The 16264-nt window shown below is 50.1% G+C and carries 14 protein-coding genes; 5 read left to right on the forward strand and 9 right to left on the reverse strand.

Going from position 1 to position 16264, the window contains the following annotated elements:
• Positions 1 to 159 precede the first annotated feature (159 nt).
• Both JXQ85_RS13965 and JXQ85_RS13970 read right to left on the reverse strand, forming a co-directional pair.
• Positions 160 to 945 (reverse strand): DUF4145 domain-containing protein, encoded by a 786-nt coding sequence (locus tag JXQ85_RS13965; protein ID WP_421749550.1) that lies wholly within the window; start codon positions 943 to 945, stop codon positions 160 to 162.
• Between the two features lie 404 nt (positions 946 to 1349).
• A complete protein-coding gene (locus JXQ85_RS13970; RefSeq protein ID WP_421749551.1) occupies positions 1350 to 2354 on the reverse strand; it encodes an AraC family transcriptional regulator ligand-binding domain-containing protein in 1005 nt (334 codons plus the stop codon).
• Positions 2355 to 2501: 147 nt separating this feature from the next.
• Here JXQ85_RS13970 and JXQ85_RS13975 point away from each other — a divergent pair, with 147 nt between their 5' ends.
• On the forward strand, positions 2502 to 3275 hold the full coding sequence (locus JXQ85_RS13975) for a crotonase/enoyl-CoA hydratase family protein (protein WP_421749841.1): 774 nt from the start codon (positions 2502 to 2504) through the stop codon (positions 3273 to 3275).
• Between the two features lie 7 nt (positions 3276 to 3282).
• On the opposite strand, the gene JXQ85_RS13980 is transcribed toward JXQ85_RS13975, so the two are convergent.
• The gene (locus JXQ85_RS13980; protein WP_421749552.1) at positions 3283 to 4938 is read right to left on the reverse strand and encodes a hypothetical protein; all 1656 of its coding nucleotides are present in this window, start codon (positions 4936 to 4938) and stop codon (positions 3283 to 3285) included.
• 164 nt (positions 4939 to 5102) lie between these two features.
• On the opposite strand from JXQ85_RS13980, the gene JXQ85_RS13985 reads away from it, so the two are divergent.
• Together JXQ85_RS13985 and JXQ85_RS13990 are read left to right on the forward strand one after the other, a co-directional pair.
• Positions 5103 to 6563 (forward strand): UbiA family prenyltransferase, encoded by a 1461-nt coding sequence (locus tag JXQ85_RS13985; protein ID WP_421749553.1) that lies wholly within the window; start codon positions 5103 to 5105, stop codon positions 6561 to 6563.
• Complete coding sequence (locus JXQ85_RS13990) at positions 6560 to 6925, forward strand: hypothetical protein (RefSeq protein WP_421749554.1); 366 nt, start codon at positions 6560 to 6562, stop codon at positions 6923 to 6925. The genes JXQ85_RS13985 and JXQ85_RS13990 overlap by 4 nt, the downstream gene beginning before the upstream one ends.
• Positions 6926 to 6941: 16 nt before the next feature.
• On the opposite strand, the gene JXQ85_RS13995 is transcribed toward JXQ85_RS13990, so the two are convergent.
• The 5 genes from JXQ85_RS13995 to JXQ85_RS14015 all read right to left on the reverse strand — a co-directional run bounded on the left by JXQ85_RS13995 (position 6942) and on the right by JXQ85_RS14015 (position 13202).
• Positions 6942 to 7697 carry a CpsD/CapB family tyrosine-protein kinase gene (locus JXQ85_RS13995; protein ID WP_421749555.1) on the reverse strand — a complete coding sequence of 252 codons (756 nt, stop codon included), beginning with the start codon at positions 7695 to 7697 and terminating at the stop codon, positions 6942 to 6944.
• An 84-nt stretch (positions 7698 to 7781) separates the two neighbouring features.
• Positions 7782 to 9884, reverse strand: coding sequence for an NAD-dependent epimerase/dehydratase family protein (locus JXQ85_RS14000; RefSeq protein ID WP_421749556.1), 2103 nt, complete (start codon positions 9882 to 9884; stop codon positions 7782 to 7784).
• Positions 9884 to 10849 (reverse strand): glycosyltransferase, encoded by a 966-nt coding sequence (locus JXQ85_RS14005; protein ID WP_421749558.1) that lies wholly within the window; start codon positions 10847 to 10849, stop codon positions 9884 to 9886. The genes JXQ85_RS14000 and JXQ85_RS14005 overlap by 1 nt, the downstream gene beginning before the upstream one ends.
• On the reverse strand, positions 10846 to 12090 hold the full coding sequence (locus JXQ85_RS14010) for a glycosyltransferase family 4 protein (RefSeq protein WP_421749559.1): 1245 nt from the start codon (positions 12088 to 12090) through the stop codon (positions 10846 to 10848). The genes JXQ85_RS14005 and JXQ85_RS14010 overlap by 4 nt, the downstream gene beginning before the upstream one ends.
• The gene (locus JXQ85_RS14015; protein WP_421749561.1) at positions 12078 to 13202 is read right to left on the reverse strand and encodes a Gfo/Idh/MocA family protein; all 1125 of its coding nucleotides are present in this window, start codon (positions 13200 to 13202) and stop codon (positions 12078 to 12080) included. Before JXQ85_RS14015 ends, JXQ85_RS14010 begins: the two co-directional genes overlap by 13 nt.
• A gap of 187 nt (positions 13203 to 13389) precedes the next feature.
• Between JXQ85_RS14015 and JXQ85_RS14020 the strand changes: the two genes are divergently transcribed.
• Together JXQ85_RS14020 and JXQ85_RS14025 are read left to right on the forward strand one after the other, a co-directional pair.
• Complete coding sequence (locus JXQ85_RS14020; RefSeq protein ID WP_421749562.1) at positions 13390 to 14148, forward strand: WecB/TagA/CpsF family glycosyltransferase; 759 nt, start codon at positions 13390 to 13392, stop codon at positions 14146 to 14148.
• 21 nt (positions 14149 to 14169) lie between these two features.
• Positions 14170 to 14682 (forward strand): serine O-acetyltransferase, encoded by a 513-nt coding sequence (locus JXQ85_RS14025; protein WP_421749563.1) that lies wholly within the window; start codon positions 14170 to 14172, stop codon positions 14680 to 14682.
• Positions 14683 to 14693: 11 nt separating this feature from the next.
• Here the strand turns inward: JXQ85_RS14025 and JXQ85_RS14030 are convergent, their stop codons facing one another.
• Positions 14694 to 16205, reverse strand: a complete 1512-nt coding sequence (locus tag JXQ85_RS14030; RefSeq protein ID WP_421749564.1) for a hypothetical protein — start codon at positions 16203 to 16205, stop codon at positions 14694 to 14696.
• Between the last annotated feature and the right edge of the window lie 59 nt (positions 16206 to 16264).

Consider the following 16264-nt stretch of genomic DNA (forward strand, 5'->3'; position numbering starts at 1 on the left):
AACTGGAAAAATGCAATACAAAGGTTGAAATGGCTCATTCATTCGACTGCCGTAACGAGGCAATCGAATTGTCCGAAGAAATAAATTAGAGCGATCCGTTATTATGATGAAGCAAACAAAGCTATTAACGGTGTAACAAAACCACTCCACTTTAAGAGCTTACGATTTGTCCCGTTTCTTGATTGCTTCCAGCTTTCTCTTTGGTAGCTTTGCGTAGACTTCATCAACATGCTTAGGTTCCGAAATCATCTTTTCGACAATTAGGTTCACCAAACCAAAAAGCACTTCGGCAGTAGCCCGATCATCGCGAAGATCAATTTCGCCAGGATGGACAGCTTCGTTTCCTATTACTCGAACAGCGTCGAGAGCTTTTTGAACTCGAGGATTAAGCCCCTTGCTTACAAGAGCGCCAATGTCCTCATTGATGTTTCGTCCGGGCTCACCCAATTCTTTGCATAATTTTTGAATTCCCAACCTAAGTAGTGCGGCCGCACCTCTTGGAGAAAAGGCAAGTATCGAGCTGGCCTCTAAATAATCTTTGCGGATTTCAATTGGCATTTCTGGATTGGGAGACGGCGCTTCTCCTTGTTGAGGATATATCAGTTTGTCGTAGATCCAGATCGAAATATCATCACAATTAAAGCAAGACGAAATTGCCAGATTATTCACTGTCTGAAAGTGATATTTATTATCCTTCCCAGATGTAAAAAACGGACGACCAGTCAACATGCGGCTTCCCCACTTCCTAAGCTTTTTTCGCATTTCGACATCATCAATCTCATTAAACTCCCAGTCCCTGTCGTCACTTTCTCTAGCAATCAGGGGGAGTGGGGCAGAATTTTTTTCAGGCTCTGCTCGTAATTTGTACCAAGTCTGTTTGGCAAGCGCTCCACAGTGGGGGCAATTGAAGGCGGTTTCCGAAGTGGAGGGTGGAACGTATTTCATCTAATAATCCGACTAAAACTATTGCGCATTCAGGCACCACACTAGTTTAGAGTCAATTATGGTCTTAAGTTTAGGCACCGCTTTCCCAACGTTTCACCTAGTTCGTCATACGCTTTCTACTTGAGCGGTTGGTGCAACTACTGCACGTTGAAGTGCTTAAAAACTTCTTTCCTAGTGCCCTTTCCAGTGCCCTTTTTGAACGCGCGATATGATGCGACAACGTGAGACACCATGCGACAAGTTTTCAATTCAAGCCTTTGTAAAATAACGCTTAAAAGCGACTTTGTGCGACAATATAAAACGCTACATCGGCTAATCTCGACCGCACCAAACACTTTCCAAATTACCGGAAACGCGACTTTTTCTAGTGATCCGAATTGACCCCTCACGGCACGAAGACATTGTTAAGGCCTTGTGAAACGCCCAGGTGTTCGCCCAGTCCATTGTTGAAATGCGCGGTGGAACGTAGAGGCGGATGAAAACCCCAAATCCTGCGCGATCGCTTCAATGGCTTGACCTTCCTGTAGGGCGGAAATGGCCAAATCTCGACGCAGGCTGTCTTTGATATCCTGATAAGACGACCCCTCTTGATCCAAACGTCGCATTAACGTGCGAGGCGTTAAATTCAAAGCTGCGGAAGCCGTTGATACGGTTGACGAAAACCCACTTAACGACAGGACCTCGCGCACCCTCAGCGCATAGGAATGATCCTTAAGCGATGTGAAAATCCAATCGCGCGGTGCACGGGTTAGAAAATTTTGTAGTTCTGTCGGATCGCGTTGAATAGGAAGCCGCCAATACTGTGTTTCAAAGGAAATCGAAGAAAAAGGCTTTGAAAACTGGCATTCCGCCGGAAAAAGAACCGTATAGTCCTGCGCAAATCCGGGCTTGGCAAAAGCGAAATGCACCTGTGCAACCGGCACTTCGCGTCCGATCAACCAAGATGCCAATCCATGTGTAAGTTTCAGCATCAGCATATGCCCAAACCGTTGAACCGAACCCTCTTGGCGCGGTTTAAGTGACAAGGTCGCATGATCGGCATCAACGCTGAGATCAAGCGCGTAGTCATCCAGAACAAGGTTCCAAAAGGTCGTAAACCGATTGATCCCTGCCCCCATGGAGCGTGCGCCGAGGATCGATGAACAGATTTGCTTTAATGCTCCGTTTCGGATCGGTCGGCTCCATAATCCCATCATTTCGTCGCCGGTTACCAGAGCTGCAGATTGGTAGAGCGTTACGATCTGTTCACGAGAAACACGCGCCCTTTTAGGATCATCCGGCTGCTCCAAACCGGCGCCATGCAACAACGAGATATAGTCTTTGTCAGAGCAGATTTGTTGTAGCGCCAACAACAGATCAGACAACATTTCATACGAAATGGTCGAGTAGGATTGTGTTCCGACATTCATTTACAATTCCCGCCTCAACTTGTCACTTTATGCACATTTTTTGTCATACAGCGCGATTTACCTATGAATATATATGGCGATACTGGCACTTAACGCAACAATAGGTGATCCGTGTCTGTAACTCTTCCCCCTGATCAATTCGATAATCTGACCCTAGAACAAGAAGAAGATGGGGTCTGGATTGTCACGTTAAATAGGCCGCTAAAACGCAACGCATTGAATTTGGACACCATTGAAGAGCTCGTGACTCTGTTCAGCAATGCGCCGCGCGCGGGTGCAAAAGCGATCGTCCTCGCAGCTGAGGGTGATCATTTCTGCGCAGGTCTTGATTTGATAGAACATCACGACGCAGACCGCAGCCCTGCTGATTTTATGCACGTCTGCCTGCGCTGGCATGAGGCGTTCAACAAAATGGAATATGGCGGAGTGCCCGTCATTGCCGCCTTAAAAGGAGCCGTTGTCGGCGGTGGCCTAGAGCTTGCCAGCTCTGCCCACATTCGAGTTGCTGATGCATCCACCTATTTTGCCCTTCCTGAAGGCCAACGTGGCCTGTTCACCGGCGGCGGGGCAACCATTCGCGTGGCAGACCTCATCGGTAAGGCGCGGATGATTGATATGATGCTCATGGGGCGCGTTTATCAGGGGCAGGAGGCCGTCGATCTTGGCCTTGCGCAATATCTGGAGGAAGGGTCCAGCTATGACAAAGCGCTTGAACTTGCACGACGTGCCGCTGCAAATCTACCACTCACAAACTTCGCGATCTGCTCTGCCATCAGCCACATGCAGAACATGTCGGCGATGGACGCAGCCTATGCAGAGGCCGTTGTGGCAGGCGTTGTGAATACGCAACCTGACGCACGTGCGCGTCTGGCGGCCTTTGCAGATAAGACAGCAGCACGCGTACGCCCAAATTCAAAATAAACTGATGTTATCGTGCATTCGCGCAATCCATGATCACAGTTTCCCTTTCTAGAAACAATGGCTTGCGCGGATGAAACCGTTCTGCGATCTGACAACGCTCATTCAATTCATTGTAAAAAGCGCGCAGCATATCTGATGTTGTTTCAGTCCGTAGAAACGCCAAATTTGAAACCACAAAAACGTCCACGCCATCCTCAATCCAGGCATCAAGCCGCCAATCTGTGATTTGCGGAGGCCAGGCGTAGGGTTGGATATTTCCAATCAAATCCTCGTCCCGCGCATTTTCCAGCCCGGACATGGGATTTGGCAGAGGTAAAATAAACTGCGTGCCTGCCCGATCGAGCGGCACAATGCGTTCCTCTGACAAGGGCGGCAAAGAAATCTTATATTTTTCTGCCGTTTTTTGATGACGCGAAAACTCATAATCCTGTGCCACACGCGATTGAGGCACCTGTGGCAATGGGATCCCTGTCGCGACTTTGCGATCCGTGTATCGCGCTGTAAGAGACGCTGCGATATCCTGTGTCATCGGCCGCGCCAATGTTTGCTGCCAGATCCCAATGCACCCAACTAATGCGATCCCCAAAGCCGTAGCGCCAACAAAAACACCAAGTGGTTTAAGAAGGCGTGTAACTTCCACCAAGGTTATTCCTGCAAAGAGCACCATGATTACAAAGTAGCTGACCCACAGATGCTCTGGCTGACGCAATCGAACGAGGTAGACCACCAGTACCATCCCGAGGACAACAGCGCCCCATGCAGCAATCAGCGCGCGCGGTGCCTTGGTTCCTAAGGCCACGAGTGGGAAGGTCGCAAATAAAATCGATAAAATCACGCCAATCCCACTTTGCCAATGGATCATCCGAGACCACAGGAGCTGTAGAGCTTCTACAAAGGTCCCTCCCGATGTGATCGACATGACAGATTGGACTTTTTGGAACGCAAGGAAGTTTTGGAAATCCAGAACAATACCAATGTTCAAAATCGGCCATGCAATCAAACCTGTGATGAATATGCGCAGAACAGATTTTAGGGTTTCAATCGCGCCAATTGATGGGATCACACAGGCAAGATAACTCACGGCCAAGGGCAGCATCAAAAAGAGATAAGAGTGCTTAAAGCTCAGAGCAAGAACCATCACCAATGCAAGCGCCACATCTAGTTTTGGGCTCACACCAGATTTCACTTTTATAACAAAAATGGAAACTGAAAGCAGCGAAAACGACGCCAAACCCGGGTCACCCTTGAATATATACGACAAATACACTGAAATTGGGGTAACTAGTAAAAACGCTGAAATGAACAAGGATTCCAGCTTGGAATAGTCCATTCTTCGCGCAAACCAATAGGCAATCGGAGCCGTCAAAGCGGCAATCGCAGCAACCAATACGCGCCCTGCTACGTTGAATATCGTGGGGTCGATGAAGTACTGAGCACGAAAGGCAGTTGGGTCGGGCCAAATCCCTAAAACCTTTCCAATTGCGAACATCCCGCCATAAACAACCGCGGTTACGTAGTTCAGTAACGGTGGGTAAAAATGGTGATCTGGTACCAGTTGCCCCGTCAGTACTTTTGCAGCCTCATTGATCCTCTCATCGCCAAGGATCGCACCGTGATCAACTCCAATGGTACGTATCGCAAATCCAATGGTGAATAAGGTCAATAAAGGGCCCCACTCAACCTTTTGATTTTCTTGAATTCTCATGACAACCCCAGTGGAAAAGTAACTTTTTTTCTTTATCCTACTTTAGACGCAATTGAGACAATATTTCGAAGCCATTCCACGTTAAACTTGCGGCACATGGCAATAAGAACACGAGCTTAAAAATGGACGGCACCATGGCGGACACAGCGGCGCAGCCAAAACTGCCAATTTATGTGGATCTGGATGGCACATTGGTAAAAACCGATGTGGCACAAGAATTGCTGTGCCAAGCAGCCGCACATCCAAAAAATTGGGTGACCTTGTTAAAATCCGCATTGCGCGGCAAGGCTGAGCTCAAAACTACGATTTCGGAAACAACGCAGTTTGACGCGGCCACGTTGCCTTATCGAGAAGAGGTTCTGACCTACCTCAAACAGGAAAAGGCGCTAGGAAGGCAAATTATTCTTGCCTCTGCAACGGACATGAAGATTGCGAAGAAAGTCTCTGAATATATTGATATATTCAGCGACGTCATCGCCTCCGAACCTGGAAAAAACCTGAAAGGTTCAGCAAAACTTTCCGAGATCCAAAAATCGGTTTCCGAGTTCGAATATATTGGAGATTCAAAGGCGGACCTACCGATTTGGCGCGACGCCCAAAAAGTAGGCTTCGTGAATGCACCCGCGGTAGCGGCTCCGTTGAAGAAACAGATACCTGTTTCTCTGGATATTCATGATCGGCCTTCAACGCCCGCTTCCCTGCTGAAAGCAATGCGCCCGCACCAATGGGCTAAAAATGCGTTGATATTGCTACCGCTGTTTTTCTCGCATCAATATGGTGACGTGACTAAAATCGCACAGGCTTTGCTTGCTGTTATTATATTCAGCTTCTGCGCCTCTGCGATCTACATCGTGAACGATATTCTGGATATCGAGGCGGATCGAAAACACAGTAAAAAGAAATTTCGCCCGTTCGCGGCGGGCGAGCTGAGCCCTATCAAGGGCGTTATCGCTGCCTTAGGTTTACTTGGGATTGCCTTGACCAGCAGTGCCCTTTACTTTGGTGCAATCGTCACATCACTGTTCATATTTTATATAATATCGACAACGCTTTATTCCACGTGGCTAAAGCACAAACCGATCATGGATGTGGTCGTTCTAACCTGCCTTTACACGCTGCGTATATTTGTTGGTGGCGTCGTAATTTCCACAGCACTCTCACCTTGGCTGTTAAATTTCTCACTCTTCTTCTTTGCCAGTCTCGCGTTCATGAAACGCTATACCGAAATGCTGCGCGTGCAGGCCAAAGGCAAAGACGCTGCACGTGGATATCTGGTTTCTGACCTCGCGGCGATACTCCCCATGGGGATTGCAACTGGTGGGCTCGCCGTCTTAACACTGACACTCTATCTCAACAGCGCATATGTGGCACAAACCTATGGCGCTGTTCAGATCCTGTGGTTAATCGCCCCGCTGATGATGTTCTGGATTTTCCGAGCCTGGCTAAAAGCTCTACGGGATCAAATTGACGATGATCCGGTTGTTTTTGCCCTCAAAGATCCAATCAGCCGCATCACACTTGGCATCACCATCGGCGTGGTCCTTGCAGCGAAATTCCTCGTTATAGAAGGGGTATTCCTATGAGTTTAAACGCGTTTTTATTGGTAATCACGTCCGTCTGCCTTTCAGGCCTTGGTCAAGTGGCCTTCAAACTTGGCGTTTCACGACTGAGTTTTGACGCGGGTGCATCCGCCATACAAAAGACAATGGGCTTTGCAGCCTCACCTTTCATTCTGGCCGGTCTTGCAGCGTATGGCGTTGGAACTTTGTTTTGGCTCTTCGCGTTGCGCCAGCTTGATCTGTCGCTGGCCTACCCGTTTGTGGCCATTAGCTTTATCGTTGTTTTTGCAATCGGAGTGGTTGGCCTTGGTGAACCTTGGAACAATACGCGTGCGCTGGGGTTGGCGATCATCACACTTGGGCTGATCGTGATGGCGAGGGCCTAAGCCCTCACCTAACATTTTAGGAAAACAGGCTTTCTGCCTTATTCAAGACAACACCCAACAGTTGGGTTTTGTCACCCAATGCTTGTTCGGCACGTTGCACCTCTTCCGGAAGCGACTGACCACCGCCAACGACCAGCAGAACACCGTCTACATTAGGCAAGAAGCCCAGCACATCATCACTGTCCAGCACTGATGGCAGATCGAAGATCACCATATCCGGGCTCAGTAAATCCTGCATTTCCGACAGAACATCAGTTGTCATCATCTGTTGAATGAGCTCGGAAGAGTGAAACACTTTGGTGTCGTTTAATCCCAGAGCCAGCGATTGACCGGCACGGATCATATATTCTTCAGGGGCAATATGCCCGGCCAGATAGTCGCTAAGCCGACCCGGGTTTTCGACACCCAGAAGCTTGGCCAGGCTAGGCTTGGTGAAATGCATATCAAAGAGGATCGTGCGCACACTTTCCATACGCGCCACGGACAAAGCCAAGTTGGCTGCGACAAAACTTGCACCACATCCTTCAGTCACACCGGTCACCGCAATACGGGACCACCCGTGTTCTCGCATCGCCAGCAAGAGGCGCGTGCGCAACATATCAAAACGCTTGTGAACTGGATCAGTCTTTTGAGCGGTCACAATGCGATTGCGACGCAGATGAGCCTCATCCAGCGTGATCTCATGCATTTCGTCCCACAGAACTTGGGCTTCATCCCCTAAGGACATGTAGACTTCATTGCGCGAGGTGCGCTGTAAATGTTTGTCACTCATAGGTTTCATCCTTGCTCGCCAAATTGGGCCATGACAGTGGTTCACATATCCTAAGCACCAAAATGGCGTAAATTATGGCAATCTTTAAAATCCGAGCAGATTGGCCTTGGTGATCGCTTTCTCAACAAAGACCTCTTTGTTGCCCTCTGGGGACCAGCCCAAAATGTCTTTCGGTAAGCTGTTATCAAACGGCGAGAAATGCGCGCGGGATTTCCAATCCGCCAAGCTTGGACGGATCGCGCCACGCCGACGTAGCGCGTATTTTTTCAATCCATATTTCACTGCATCAGCCGCCCAGAAGACATTTAAATTGCCGGACGAAACTGCGATCTTCGCCCCAAGTGCTGTATGAATGGCGGCAAAATAATCGCGCGCCGACATCATTGGATCAGCAACAAGGTTAAAGGACTTCCCAACCGCTTCAGGTGTTTCCATCATCAATATCAGGCCCTTGGCAACATCATCAATCAGCACAAATGGTAAGATATTGGTGCCAGGCCCCCAAATGCGTACGGCCCCTGCCCCGTGCCAACGGCCAATGCCCCAATGTTGCAGAGGGCCACCTTCGCCGACAACAATACCTGGCCTTGCAATAACCAAAGGCAGGCCATCGCGATCGTGCATTTTCAAAAGCTCTTCTTCGCATTTCGCTTTAGAGCGCGCATATAGGTTGCGATCACTCATATCCTGCGAAAATCCGGTGTGCTCTGTGATTGTCTCGTCTTGGTCGCTCATATCATAGGAGGCGATTGTGCCGGTGTAGATAAAGCGGCTAACGCCTGCGTCCATCGCAGCTTCGGCGATGCCAACCGTCACGCCAACGTCGTTTTGCAAACACGCTTCCCATGTGGTGTCCATGGATTTACCCAGGTGATAGACCGCCTCGATGCCCTGCATGGCTTCGGTAAGCGCCGTTTTATTGTTGAGGGCGGCAGAGTAAAGATCGACATGATCAGCGATGTCATCAAACGGGCCAGTCCGGCCACGGCTTAACACGCGTACGTCTTTACCTTGCGCAACCAGTTGCCGTGTCAGTGCACGCCCGATGAATCCGGTTCCGCCGATCACAAGTACTGTTGGCTTCGGTTTCTTCTTGGTTTTCGGGAGAGGTTTCGCAGCGGATTCAGGCAACATTTCCAAAGTTTTATCAATGGCCTGCATCACCTCAAGCGCCGCCTCACCATTAAAGCGAGCGTCCAGAGACGTACCGGAATTTAGACTACCATAGAAGGCCGAAAAGAGCCCTTGAAAGCTTAGTCCATAAGCTGATTTGCGATTAAGCGAACTGACTTGCCGCGCGGCATTCACAAACCCTTCCTTCAGATGTTGACCGGCTTGATCCATCTGTTTGCGCCATGGGTTCATCACTATGTCAGAGGCATTTTCACGTTGCATGACCAATGTATCATTGGCGTAGTCCAAACGCGCCGCCGCAGTGCTGCCACGCACAGTCACCGACCGATCATCTACAGTTTCCACCAGTGAAATATGAAACGTCAGATCGACTTCGCCTGAACGCGCAATGATGCGCCAGCTTTGCGGACGATCTGTGTCGGCAGGCAAGGCAATGGGTTTGCCAAGACTCAGATGTTCAATTTCAATCGGACCAAAGAGATCGACCGCAAACGCATAGAGGTGGGGCCCAAGTTCCAGCAACAGGTTTCTAGGCTCTCGAAGCAACCAAAGGCCAAATGGACCAGAACGCAGCGGCGCAAGCGGAAAATGCCAGTTTATATCTGCAGACGTGACGCGCCCAAGGCCGCCGGATTGCACCGTCTCTTTTAGACGTTGATATGACGGCAACCCCATAAAATTATGGCCTGCGACGAAGGTTTTCCCAGCGGTTTCAGCCGCTTGTACTACAGATTGCGTTTCTTCATGACTAAGCGACACAGGTTTTTCCACAAGGCAATGCACCCCAGCCTCTAGGCATTTCTGGGCCAAAACCGCATGGCTGTCTGGAGGCGTTAGAATATGCACCGCATCGCATACGCCCGCTGCCAGCAACTCATCCAAATCTGTGTAAGCGACCAGCCCATAACGCTCCGCGAAACCTTCAGCAGCCGAGCGCGACAGATCGCAAACCGCAACCAGTTCGACACCTTCTGTGGTTTGTAAAGCCTCAGCATGCCAATCTGCAATATATCCTGCACCAATGATGGCGGTTTTGATTGGGTGTTGTGTCATTACTTATACTCGATGATTTGCATGGTCCGCCCCAGTAAACGGCGGCGGTGAAATTCAATAAGGCCTAAAGCATTGGGCAGCTTAGACAGTGTAATATAGCGCGCAAGGCGTGCGGAGCGCGACAGGGTCAACCCTTCGCCCTTCAAGCCTTGTCGCGTACGCATATAATTAAAGCCGTAGGCGCTCAGACCAAGCAGGGTCAAGCCGATCCAAGTGAACAGCCCAAGGATCATCAGCAGCGGGATCGCAATCCCATAGATCAGAACGCGTTTTTGCTCTCTTGCGAAATATGGTGGATGCATATGCCCTACCTGCGCAAATCCGTGACCGGAGCGCACGGCGCGCTGCCACCACTGGCCAAATGTTAGCATCGCCGCATCATGGCGGGTCATTTCCTGTGGGATACGGAGGATTTTCCAACCCGATTTCCGTACACGCACGCAGAATTCATCGTCTTCAGCAGCGATCACGCGATCATCAAATGACCCTGATTTTTCAATCACTTCACACCGCACCATCATATCTCCGCCACAGGTTAAAATATCTCCTGCAGGACGGTTCCATTCATGATGACAAAGATCATTGTAAACGCTTGCGTCCGGGTGAATTTCACGCCGCCACCCCGTAACAATACCAACCTTAGGATCGCTCTCTAACGCGGCAAGCCCCTGATCGATCCAAGCAGCATCAAGTGCGCAATCTCCGTCGATGAATTGAACAATAGCAGGGCATTGATTTTGCATCAGATGCTCAAATCCCTCACGTCGCGCACGCGCTGCAGTGAAAGGACGATCTGTTGAGAGCTCAACGACCTCAGCGCCCATTGATTTGGCCAGCGCAACAGACCCATCACGGGATCCTGAATCCACATAAACCACGCGCAACCCTTGCAAAGAGGTCAAGCAGGCGCGCAGCCGCTCCCCTTCGTTTCGACCAATAGCTACGATGGCAATATCCTGCCTCATGCGTCGATCTCCGGTCTTAGGCCGTTCGGAACGTCGTTGGCTGCATAGCCATCAAACAACTCAGACAACCACGCAGCCTCTTTGGACACATCAAAAGACTTTGCTACTTTCGCCTTTCCAGCATTGCCCATGGCAGCACAGAGTTTTCCATCCACAAGTAGTTGCGTAATGGCCCCGCTTAGACCTTTGACATCGCCAGGGGAGACTAGTTTGCCCGAAACATCTTGCTCGACCAATTCTGGGACACCTGCAATTTTTGTCGTGATGACTGCACGCGCTGAAGCCATGGCTTCCATCAAAACAACTGGCACACCTTCAGCAAAACTCGGCAGGACAAATACCTTGTGTGATTTCAAATAGTTCGCCACTTCATCTTGCGACTTGTAGCCCACAAAATCAACGCGATCCGAGATGCCCAAATCACGTGTTTGCATTTGTAATGCCTCACGATCTGGTCCATCCCCGACAACCGTTAAGTGCGCCGCCGGCACATCGACCAATGCGTCAAACAGAATTGGCAGACCCTTCACAGCGGCCAAGCGCCCAACAAACAGCAGGCTGTCATCATCTGGAACTTCATTGTTGTCATACCGCTCAGGCGCGACGCCACAATGTACAATATGCAGCTTTGACCAATGATCTGGCGCTGAAAAGCTCATCGCTTGCGAGCGGCAAAAATGGCTGATGCAGGCCACAAATTTTGCTTTTTCAATCTTTTTATCCAGCCGCCAATGGCCCGGAGCAAAGAAAATATCAGGGCCGTGCAGGGTGAAACTAAAGGGTATCCCCGTCATTTCAGACATCAGCATGGCCACAGAACAACTGGATTTGGCAATATGATTGTGCAGGTGCGTGACCTGTTGGTCCTGCAAATGAGCACCCAGAACCGCAGCCTCAGCAAAGTAAAACAGCTGGTAAAGGGTATTCTTAACACCACCGGGATTGGTGCCGAACGCCAATTTCAAAGTCGCATAGTACCTGCCGGGAGCACGAGATAAAAATCGCCAGTGACATCGCAGCAAATGCAAAGGGGATTTCGCCGTTTTCAAAACGTGAAATGTTTTTGCAGCCTCGGCCCGCTGTTCTGGGCCCACATGATGTTCCGGTCCGGTTTGCCGGATCGAACACGTTAAGACTTCGCGCCCCAGCGCGCGCAATGCAGCAACTTCACGTTGGATAAACGTATCAGTGGCACGTGGGTATTCCCCTGTGAGGTAGGCGATTTTATTTAACGTGCCCATGGCATCGGCTCCATTGGATCACATGAGGTGGTCATCTGTTGTGCACCCGAAGATTGACCTGCGTTTTGAATGGCCAATGTCACCTCATTCAGGTGCAAAGCGAAGTCGCCGGATAGGCGCGCATCACACCCCTCATCAATGGCTTCAAGCATTTCCATTGGCCCCAAGGCAAAGTTCATTGCCGCCGCGCCCCAACGTTTGACCTTGGGATGTGTGGGCCCGTCAATTTTAATTCGTCGACCAATGGGATGTTCCAACAAACGACGCCTTAAAACCATGCGTTTTCGGTATTTCACCTTGGCATCGTTGTCCCAAGCTTTGGTCATTTCCAATACCCCGTCGTCACCAATAACTTTGATGGCGTGATTGTGTGGCGCAACAATCGAACACGTCAGACGCACCATTGGACCATCTTCAAAAAACAATGTTGCGACCGAAGCATCAGGCGTGCCCTGCCCGCTTGGGTCTTTGTTGGGCAAGACTTCGGTTGAGGCCGCCACAACGGTTTTTACACGGCCAAACCATGCAATCAGCCACGCCAGGTAGTAGCCCGCGTGTTCTAGCGTGCAACCAACTTGGAATTCATCAGCAGCAGGCCAAATTGCTCCACTTTCACTGCGCCAGCTTTGAAATGGTGCTTGGGAAATAAACCCATCATCCAGCTCGGCATAAATCAGTCGCGTCTCGCCAGCCCGTTTATCGCGAATGGCTTTTCCCATTGTCTGTGCCGCTTCGCCCAAAACGCTACAAGGGGCAGATGCAACCTGCAGTCCCTGATTTGATGCCAAGGTATGAATGGCACGTGCCTCATCCATCGATACCGCCAGGGGTTTTTCTGAATAGACATGATGGCCGGCCGTTAAACAGGCCGCATTGATCTCAAAATGGCTGGCCGGGTTGGTCAGGTTAAGCACAAGGCTGCCGGCAGGAAGCCGATTTAGCAACGTATCAAGATCAGATTCTGCTCTCAAATTCCAATGCGTAGAAAACGCCTTGAGCCGCGCAGCATCTCGGTCATAGACTGACGCGATTTGGACATGCGGAAAGGTCGCGAGTGATCTCATATAGAGATCCGCGACAAAGCCACAGCCGATGATTGCCAAAGGCCTCATTTAGTTGCCTGCTCTTACTTTTTCTACGACGTGCATCTTTGCCGCCAATGATTGCCGATTTACTGCTCAAAATCGACAAGAATACGTCAACCGTCTGGCAATTGATGTCTTTAGCAGGTTTTGATTTCAATTGTGGAATTGTGCGTATGGCGTGATAAACACAAGCCATTAAAGCAAGGAGCGCGCAATGGAATTTCAAACGACACATGGTCCGGTGGCCGTGACTGTCGCGACAGGTGCCGATCTCAATGCAATTATTTCCAAAAAATACAATGACAATCAGGGCTTTAGCCTTGCGACCCTCAACTTAGACCACCTTGTAAAAATGAATGCCGATCAGCCGTTTTATACGGCCTATTCGGAACATGATATCGTGGTGGCCGACGGAAATCCCATCGTTTGGATGTCAAAGATGGCAGGTCACCCAATCGATTTGCTTCCGGGATCAGATTTGGTTGCACCCCTTAGTCAGCAGGCTGCAGAAGCAGGCATGCCTGTGGCGATGCTTGGGTCAACGGAAAGCGCCCTGGATGGAGCCGCCGAAGTGTTGAAATACAAGTTTCCCGACCTGAATGTCGTTTGTAAAATTTCACCAGCTTTTGGTTTTGATCCCATGGGAGAAGAAGCCAAAGCCGCTTTGGATGCGGTGCATGCTTCGGGTGCTCGACTGTGTTTCTTGGCACTCGGTGCGCCCAAACAAGAAATGCTGGCCATCCATGGACGCGCGCGCGCGCCTCAAACAGGGTTCGTCAGCATCGGAGCAGGTCTGGATTTCTTAACCGGTGCCCAGGAACGTGCTCCAAAATGGGCGCGCTCCATTGCAATGGAATGGCTGTGGCGGCTGGTATCCAATCCAAAGCGCATGGCTGGCAGATACGCCAAATGTTTTGCAATTTTGCCAAGGCAGGTTTTGAATGCACTTCAACAGCGCAAACGCTCTGCTTAAGATGAATTGACGAGGCGACAGATGCCAAGTGAAACACAGATTTCAGAGACCGACCCGGATTGGAGCCGAGAGGCCATTCAAAAGCCATGGGACCCAGGTCGCAAACTTTTGCGTGCTGTGCGTCGCTATCAGGCCCTGAAAAATAGATCCGGCATTCTTAGCAAAATCTGCAGCAACTATTGGGTTTTGAACCATTGGTTCTGGTCACTGATGACGCAATCAGAAATCCATCTGCATATGCCAATTGGTGGTGGGCTATTGCTACCTCACCCAACCGGAATCATACTTCACCCCGAAGGGTCCATAGGCCCTAACTGCCTTATTTTTCAACAAGTTACCCTAGCTGGCCCCGTGACTATTGGCGGCCATGTCGACATAGGCGCTGGCGCAAAAATTCTTGGTCCTTTGCGTATTGGCAACCACGCCCGGATCGGCGCGAATGCTGTGGTGACCTCGGATGTCGGGGATTATGAAACTGTTGCAGGCATACCGGCCCGTGTTATTTCCAAACGCCAAATTAAGCCCACGTCTTAAGGCTTCGATCTTTAAAGGATTGTACGTGGGCCGCTCTCTAGCGTGACCTTTTTCTTACCATCTACCAACAATTGCTTTCGCGGCGTTTCAATGTTTTGAGCTTTCATCGCAATGCGTTCGGCATAGCCCAACAGGGCGCCTGCCAAAAGCCAAGTGACCGGCGTTAAAGTCGCATTTGGCAACTGATCGACAAGATTTACGGCCAGTAGCAAGGCAATCCCACCGCCCAATGCAGATGGTGTGAAACGCGTCAGACGCTCTGTGCTGCTTTTCTTGACTGGAATTTCAACGCGATTTTGCCCACGCCACCGTTGGGCGTCTTTGTTTTGACTTTGAAATGCATAAAACGCGAATAGAAAAATCGGAACAGCCAACAGTCCAAATTCTGCCAAAAACCCAACTAAACCAAAGACACCGATGGTCACAATCCATCGCCCATCACTGACAGTTAGAATTCGCCCGGTCACAGGATCATGTATGTGATTACGCCCCCATGTTCCCCAGCCAAACAGCGGTTTTTCCAGCGCCCGATCCAAAAGGATGTTTTCGTTCTGGAAGCGGAAGCGCAGCGAATTCGCGCGATCTACGCTCGCCTTTTCTGCAATTGAAAGAATTTTATCTTCGGGAACAAAGTTAACGGTTTTGGCCATCGGATAGGCAATGACCAATACCGCCAAAACCACGGCAATACGGGCTTGGATACGCCAATTGGAAAACAATAAGATTGTTCCAAGCACCACTCCGTAGACCACCGGGCCGAGGGTTTTGTTCAAAACCAAAACAACGGCCAAGAAAATCGCGCCGATGAAATACCATTGTCGGCCGCGCTTGGGTTCGTTGCGCCAAAGAATGAGCGCAGCACCCAAGGCTACAAAAATAAACATCGCAGCCCAAATGCCGTGTGCCAAAAAGACCGCCGCGCGGAACCCCCCTCCCCGCACCATTTGTTCAAACGAATGTGGGAAGTAACCGTAGATCCAAACATTCAATTGCGGGCTCAAGCGAACCTCAAGCAACATTGGGAAAGCGTAAACAATCCCTGCGATGAACAGCGCCATCATCAACTCTCTGAGGTGTTCCTGCTTAAACAGGAATTGGCGTGCCAGCACAAAGCCAAGTACCATGATAAGTTGGTTGAAGATCAGCGCAACAATATCCATCAGATAAAGCCCACGCAGCCCTGACGCAGCAAACAACACCGGTTCTCCATTGGTAAAGACCGTAAAGATTGGGCTGAACACAAATGTCGCCAATAAAACGCGCATCACGGTGGACTTCGGCCAGAAATCGATCCGTTCTTTAGCAACAACAATCACAAGAAAAGCTGCAGCGATATTAGGTAATGTTTCCTTGTTCAGCGGCGGAAGTAACGGAAAATCAAAACCAGTCGGATACGGTGGCAGGATCAGGTAACCGCATAAGAACGACCAAATCAGCGCACGCCGAACCGGCAGCCGTTTAAAGAAAACGAACATCACCAAAGGCCAAAGGGCCAGAACCAGATAAGCAATGCTATTGGGCATTTCGCTGTTTCTTTGCTACCGCGCCTATTGGGGCGCTATTACGCTCATATTGTGCAGGT

The sequence above is a fragment of the Cognatishimia sp. genome, from assembly GCF_049116455.1.
Lineage (GTDB): Bacteria > Pseudomonadota > Alphaproteobacteria > Rhodobacterales > Rhodobacteraceae > Cognatishimia.

Excerpts from the sequence above, each read along its gene's own strand:
- JXQ85_RS14015 (WP_421749561.1), bottom strand. The coding sequence starts at position 13,202 with ATGAGGCCTTTGGCAATCATCGGCTGTGGCTTTGTCGCGGATCTCTAT.
- JXQ85_RS14000 (WP_421749556.1), bottom strand. The coding sequence starts at position 9,884 with ATGACACAACACCCAATCAAAACCGCCATCATTGGTGCAGGATATATT.
- JXQ85_RS14025 (WP_421749563.1), top strand. The coding sequence starts at position 14,170 with ATGCCAAGTGAAACACAGATTTCAGAGACCGACCCGGATTGGAGCCGA.
- JXQ85_RS13990 (WP_421749554.1), top strand. The coding sequence starts at position 6,560 with ATGAGTTTAAACGCGTTTTTATTGGTAATCACGTCCGTCTGCCTTTCA.
- JXQ85_RS13965 (WP_421749550.1), bottom strand. The coding sequence starts at position 945 with ATGAAATACGTTCCACCCTCCACTTCGGAAACCGCCTTCAATTGCCCC.
- JXQ85_RS13995 (WP_421749555.1), bottom strand. The coding sequence starts at position 7,697 with ATGAGTGACAAACATTTACAGCGCACCTCGCGCAATGAAGTCTACATG.
- JXQ85_RS14030 (WP_421749564.1), bottom strand. The coding sequence starts at position 16,205 with ATGCCCAATAGCATTGCTTATCTGGTTCTGGCCCTTTGGCCTTTGGTG.
- JXQ85_RS13985 (WP_421749553.1), top strand. The coding sequence starts at position 5,103 with ATGGACGGCACCATGGCGGACACAGCGGCGCAGCCAAAACTGCCAATT.
- JXQ85_RS13970 (WP_421749551.1), bottom strand. The coding sequence starts at position 2,354 with ATGAATGTCGGAACACAATCCTACTCGACCATTTCGTATGAAATGTTG.
- JXQ85_RS14005 (WP_421749558.1), bottom strand. The coding sequence starts at position 10,849 with ATGAGGCAGGATATTGCCATCGTAGCTATTGGTCGAAACGAAGGGGAG.
- JXQ85_RS14010 (WP_421749559.1), bottom strand. The coding sequence starts at position 12,090 with ATGGGCACGTTAAATAAAATCGCCTACCTCACAGGGGAATACCCACGT.
- JXQ85_RS14020 (WP_421749562.1), top strand. The coding sequence starts at position 13,390 with ATGGAATTTCAAACGACACATGGTCCGGTGGCCGTGACTGTCGCGACA.